Origin of the sequence: Streptomyces sp. UH6 (genome assembly GCF_013421635.1) — a bacterium.
Classification (GTDB): domain Bacteria; phylum Actinomycetota; class Actinomycetes; order Streptomycetales; family Streptomycetaceae; genus Streptomyces; species Streptomyces abyssomicinicus.
This window is the reverse complement of record NZ_JACADT010000437.1, coordinates 1-4,618: the sequence shown is the minus strand read 5'-3', so window position 1 is coordinate 4,618 and position 4,618 is coordinate 1. Positions and strand designations below refer to the sequence as shown.

Annotated in this window: 4 protein-coding genes; 3 read left to right on the top strand and 1 reads right to left on the bottom strand. The window is 72.1% G+C overall.

From position 1 onward, the window contains the following. The coding region (locus HW445_RS19335; RefSeq protein WP_180222250.1) for an alkaline phosphatase at nt 1-1,481 on the top strand (1,481 nt) is incomplete at its 5' end. A gap of 330 nt (nt 1,482-1,811) precedes the next feature. Beyond that, on the top strand, nt 1,812-2,798 hold the full coding sequence (locus HW445_RS19330; RefSeq protein ID WP_180222249.1) for a zinc metalloprotease: 987 nt from the start codon (nt 1,812-1,814) through the stop codon (nt 2,796-2,798). Nucleotides 2,799-2,822: 24 nt separating this feature from the next. Here HW445_RS19330 and HW445_RS19325 read toward each other — a convergent pair whose 3' ends face one another. Further along, nucleotides 2,823-3,392, bottom strand: coding sequence for a dienelactone hydrolase family protein (locus tag HW445_RS19325; RefSeq protein WP_180222248.1), 570 nt, complete (start codon nt 3,390-3,392; stop codon nt 2,823-2,825). A gap of 60 nt (nt 3,393-3,452) precedes the next feature. On the opposite strand from HW445_RS19325, the gene HW445_RS19320 reads away from it, so the two are divergent. Next, nucleotides 3,453-4,574 carry a mechanosensitive ion channel family protein gene (locus HW445_RS19320; RefSeq protein ID WP_180222247.1) on the top strand — a complete coding sequence of 374 codons (1,122 nt, stop codon included), beginning with the start codon at nt 3,453-3,455 and terminating at the stop codon, nt 4,572-4,574. Nucleotides 4,575-4,618 lie beyond the last annotated feature (44 nt).

Here is a 4,618-nt window from a genome sequence, read left to right as displayed (position 1 = left end):
ACCCGCTGCCCGACGGCGTCCTGCTGTGGACCCGGGTCACCCCCGCCCCCGAGGCGACGCCCGGTTCCGGGGTGGGGCCGGACACCCCGGTGGAGTGGGTGATCGCCACCGACCGCGCCCTGACCGGCGTGGTGGCCCGCGGCACCGTCACGGCGAAGGCGGCCTCCGACCACACCGTCAAGGCCGACGTGCGCGGCCTGCGCCCGGGCACCGACTACTTCTTCCGCTTCACCGCGGGCGGCGTGCACTCCCCCGTGGCGCGCACCCGCACCGCACCCTCCGCCGACGCCTCGGTGGCCGGACTGCGGTTCGGGGTGGTCTCCTGCGCCAACTACGAGGCCGGTTACTTCTCGCCGTACCGCCACCTCGCCGCCCGCGGCGACCTGGACGCCTGGCTGCACCTGGGCGACTACATCTACGAGTACGCCAGCGGCGGTTACGCCTACGGCGGGGTGGTCCGCACCCACCGGCCCGAGCACGAGATCCTCACCCTCGCCGACTACCGGACGCGCCACGCCCGATACAAGACGGACCAGGACCTCCAGGCCCTGCACGCCACCGCCCCCTGCATCGCGATCTGGGACGACCACGAGATCGCCAACGACACCTGGTCCGGCGGCGCCGAGAACCACACCGAGGGAGCCGAGGGGACCTGGGCGGCTCGCCAGGCGGCCGCCAAGCAGGCCTACTTCGAGTGGATGCCGGTCCGCCCCGCGATCGCCGGGACCACCTACCGCCGGCTGCGCTTCGGCAGGCTCGCCGACCTCTCCCTGCTGGACCTGCGCAGCTTCCGCTCCCAGCAGGTCTCGTCGGCGGGCGGCGCGGTGGACGACCCCGACCGCACCCTCACCGGCCGCGCCCAGATGGACTGGCTGAAATCCGGCCTCTCCGCCTCGGACACCACCTGGCGGCTGGTCGGCAACTCCGTGATGATCGCGCCGTTCTCGGTGGCCCAGCTCCCGGCGTTCGTCCGCGAGCCGCTGGGCGAGCTGCTCGGCCTGCCGGACCTGGCGATCAGTGTCGACCAGTGGGACGGCTACACCGACGACCGCAAGGAGCTCATCTCCCATCTGCGGTCCCAGTCCATCCGCAACACGGTCTTCCTGACCGGCGACGTCCACATGGCCTTCGCCACCGACGTGCCGGTCAACGCGACGACGTACCCGCTGACCGCCTCGGCGGCGACCGAGTTCGTGGTCACCTCGGTGACGTCGGACAACCTCAACGACTACGTGGGCGTCGCCGAGGGCACCGTCACGGCGGTCGCCGACCCGGTCATCAGGACCATGAACCGGCACATCAAGTTCGTCGACACCGACCAGCACGGCTACGGCGTGTTCTCGCTGACGCCGGAGCGGGCGCAGATGGACTACTACCGGATCTCGGACCGCGCCGACCCGGCCGCCACCTCCCACTGGGTCCGCTCGTACCGCACCCTCAGCGGGACGCAGAAGGCCGAGCGCACCTACGACCCCGTGTAGCACGCAACGCGCGTCGACTACAGGGGCGGTTTTCAGCCACTCCGACGGAACCGGCCCTTCGTGAAGGGCCGGTGGCGCGCGTCTTCGGCCGGCGTTTCGCCCCCGAACGAATGCGGACACTCCGGCCGTCCGCGACCACGCCGCGTCACGCCGCCGTCCCGTCCCGACGGGACGGCGGCGCCTCCATGCTTCCGATTGCCCCGGTCTGCACCCCACGTGATCAGGCCGGATCCGTACTCCTGACGATTGGGCATGTCCACGTAATGTCCGGGCGGCGGCCAGGAATGACCCCTGCGCGCCGCGTCTGCCCCGCTCGAGCAAGGAGCTCACATGCGTGCGTTCGCCCGGATATCCCCCCAGCTGCGCCGGCGTCTCCTCGGTGCCGCCGCCGTGGCCGGATCCCTCGTCCTGACCCCGGTCGCGGCCCCCACGACGCTGGCCGCCGCGCCCGCCGCCGCGGTCCCGGCCGCCGAGGACTGCGACGACACGGCGGGCTCCCTGGCCCGTCAGGCCAAGGGCCACGAGCACGACCACGAGGCAGTCGACCCCAACACGGTCACCGCCGCGAAGGCCAAGGCCATGCAGGCCGACCTCGAGAAGCAGCTCGCCGGGAAGCGCGCCGCCGCCCCCTCCGCCGCCGCGGTCTCCGCCACCATCCCGGTGTACTTCCACGTCATCACCGACGGCACCAAGGGCAACCTGACGTCCACCGAGATCAACAACCAGATCAACGTGCTGAACGCCGCCTACGCGGGCCAGGGCACCGGCAACGTCGACACCGGCTTCCAGTTCTCCCTGGCGTCCGTCGACTACACGAACAACGCCTCCTGGTACAACCTGGCCTCCGGCTCCTCCGCCGAGAAGGCCATGAAGACCGCCCTGCGCAAGGGCGGCGCGGGCGCCCTGAACGTCTACACCGCCAACCTCAGCGGCGGCCTGCTCGGCTGGGCGACCTTCCCGACCTCCAAGGTCACGTCCATGGACGGCGTCGTCATCCTGGACGAGTCGCTGCCGGGCGGCTCCGCGGCCAACTACAACCAGGGCGACACCGCCACCCACGAGGTCGGCCACTGGCTGGGCCTCTACCACACCTTCCAGGGCGGCTGCAACGGCAACGGCGACTACGTCTCCGACACCGCCCCCGAGGCCAGCCCGGCCTACGAGTGCCCCACCGGCCGTGACACCTGCACCAAGTCCGCCGGCGCCGACCCGATCCACAACTTCATGGACTACACGTACGACTCCTGCATGTACCAGTTCACCGGCGGCCAGGTGAGCCGGATGCAGCAGGCCTGGACGGCCTACCGCGCGGGCTGACGCCCGGGCGGTGACCCGCCGCGGCTACAGCGAGTCGAGGAAGCCGAGCGCCACCCGCCAGGTGGCCTCGGCCGCCTCGGCGTCGTGGTCCGGGAGACCGGGGTCGGTGTAGAGGTGACCGGCTCCGGGGTACCGGAAGATCTCCACGTCCGCGCCGGCCCGGCGCATCTGCAGGTACCAGGCGCTCAGCCAGTCGTCCGTCTCGAAGGGGTCGGGCTCCGCCACGTGGAGCTGCACCGGCAGGTCGTCCACCGAGGCGCCCGCCGCGATGTCGGAGGTGCCGTGCAGGAGCAGCAGGCCGCGCGCCCTGTCGTCGCCGAGCGCCAGGGTCTGCGCGGTGGCGGCGCCCAGCGAGAAGCCGGCGTAGACCAGCCCCCGGTCCGCGTAGGGCGCGGCCGCCAGCACGGCCCGCTTCAGCAGTTCGTCCGCGCCGACCGTGGCGTGGTACTCCATTCCGTCCTCGACCGCGTCGAAGACCCTTCCCTCGAAGAGGTCCGGCGTCCACACCTCGTGGCCCGCGGCGCGCAGCCGGTCGGCGGCCTCGCGCACGGCGGGGCGCAGACCGTAGGTCGAGTGGAAGAGCATCACGTTCATGAGTAAATGCTCACACGGTCTCCGCGTTCGTTTCTCCCCGGTCCGGGATAAGCGCGCCGAATGGAGAACGTCATGCGCCCGCTCATCGTCATCGGCGGCTCGGTCCTCCTCACCCTGGTCATCGGGTGGGCCACGGACAAGCTGCTCCGCAAGGCCGACGAGCGCCACCCGGAGACCCCGGCCTGGGGTCTGCTGAGGCGCGCTCGTATCCCCTACCAGATCGCCCTGTGCGTCGCCCTGATCCGCGCCTCCTGGGACGAGGCGCAGGTCGGCGGGTCGTACCGGGTGCTGATCGCCCGGATCCTCACGCTGCTCCTGATCGGGGCGACCGCCTGGCTGCTGATCCGGATCGCCGGGGCGGTGGTGGAGGCCTCCTACGACCGGTACGCCAGGGTCCACCGCGACGCGGCACGGGTCCGCCGGGTGCGGACCCAGGTGGAGCTGATCATGCGCGTGGTCACCGCGATCGTCGGCACCGTCGCCGTGGCCGCCATGCTGCTGACCTTCCCCGCCATGCGCGCGGCGGGCACCTCGCTGCTGGCCTCCGCCGGGGTCCTCGGCATCGTCGCCGGTGTCGCCGCGCAGTCCACGCTGAGCAACGTCTTCGCCGGCCTCCAGATCGCCTTCGGCGACATGGTCCGCATCGGCGACACGGTGGTCGTCGAGGGCGAGTGGGGCACCGTCGAGGAGATCACCCTGACCTTCCTGACCGTGCGCACCTGGGACGAGCGCAGCTTCACCATGCCGGTGTCGTACTTCACCTCCAAGCCGTTCGAGAACTGGTCCCGCGGCGGCGCCCAGATGACCGGGGTCGTCTACTGGCACCTGGACCACCGCGCCCCGGTGGAGGCGATGCGGGACAGGCTCCGCGACATCCTGCGCCACTGCCCCGCCTGGGACGGCCGGGCCCACGGGGTGCAGGTCACCGACACCACGCCGACCACCATGGAGGTCCGGGCGCTGGTCACCGCCAAGGACGCGGACGACATCTGGACGGTGCGGGTGACCGTGCGCGAGGAGATGCTGCGCTGGCTGGCGGCCGAGCACCCGTACGCGCTGCCGCGCATCGTCACGGCCACCCCGGAGACGCCGATCAACCTGCCGGTGCCGACCGCCGAGCAGGCCGGGCAGCCGGCCCGCGCCGCGCGCGAGGGCGTGCCGAAGCCCCGGCCCGAGAAGTGAGCCGGGGCCCCGGGGGCCGTCCGGGGAGGGCCTCAGGGGCCTCC

Coding starts and splice junctions, on each gene's coding strand:
- HW445_RS19325 (WP_180222248.1), bottom strand. CDS start 3,392: ATGAACGTGATGCTCTTCCACTCGACCTACGGTCTGCGCCCCGCCGTG.
- HW445_RS19320 (WP_180222247.1), top strand. CDS start 3,453: ATGGAGAACGTCATGCGCCCGCTCATCGTCATCGGCGGCTCGGTCCTC.
- HW445_RS19330 (WP_180222249.1), top strand. CDS start 1,812: ATGCGTGCGTTCGCCCGGATATCCCCCCAGCTGCGCCGGCGTCTCCTC.